Below are 828 nucleotides of genomic sequence, written 5' to 3'. Positions count from 1 at the left end.
GAGGGCAAGCCCGAGGCCGCCCTGCCGAAGATCGTCGAGGGCCGCGTCACCGGCTTCTTCAAGGAGAACGTGCTGCTCGACCAGCCGTTCGCCAAGGACAACAAGAAGTCCGTCAAGAAGGTCCTGGACGAGGCCGGCGTCTCGCTCAAGCGCTTCGCCCGCTTCCGCGTCGGCGTCTGAGTCGTTCCCGGAATTCAGCCCGGCTCAGGGTTGAAGCAGGGCAGCGAATGACCAGCGACCCCGATAGGGTCGTACGCAGCCAGCCGTCCACCGGTTGGCCGCAGATGTGACGAGGAGGCCATTGCCGTAGAGGTCGATCAAGGACCATCCCGGCAGTGGCCTCCTTCGTATGTGCACGAGGAGATCTCCCATGAATCTGGACGCCGACCAGGCCGACCCGAAAACTGACGGTGCCAAGCGCCGCCGGTTCCTGCTGAAGCTGTCCGGCGAGGCATTCGCCGGTGGCGGCGGACTCGGCGTCGATCCAGACGTCGTGCACAAGATCGCCCGCGAGGTGGCCGCCGTCGTCCGCGACGGTGCCGAGATCGCCATCGTCATCGGCGGCGGCAACTTCTTCCGCGGAGCCGAACTACAGCAGCGCGGCATGGACCGCGCCCGCTCGGACTACATGGGCATGCTCGGAACCGTCATGAACTGCCTCGCTCTCCAGGACTTCCTGGAGAAGGAGGGCATCGACTCCCGAGTCCAGACCGCCATCACCATGGGGCAGGTGGCGGAGCCGTACATCCCGCTCCGTGCGGTGCGACACCTGGAGAAGGGGCGCGTCGTGATCTTCGGCGCCGGCATGGGCATGCCGTACTTCTCCAC

At 66.1% G+C, this 828-nt stretch carries 2 pseudogenes; both read left to right on the top strand.

Annotated elements, in window-relative coordinates:
• Window positions 1-180, top strand: a pseudogene (locus KUM32_RS39055) (elongation factor Ts); the annotation flags it as partial.
• Between the two features lie 190 nt (window positions 181-370).
• Window positions 371-828 (top strand): annotated as a pseudogene (locus tag KUM32_RS39050) (uridine monophosphate kinase); the annotation flags it as partial.

The sequence above is a fragment of the Streptomyces sp. AC627_RSS907 genome (genome assembly GCF_019049165.1).
This window is presented reverse-complemented; position numbering and strand designations above follow the sequence as displayed.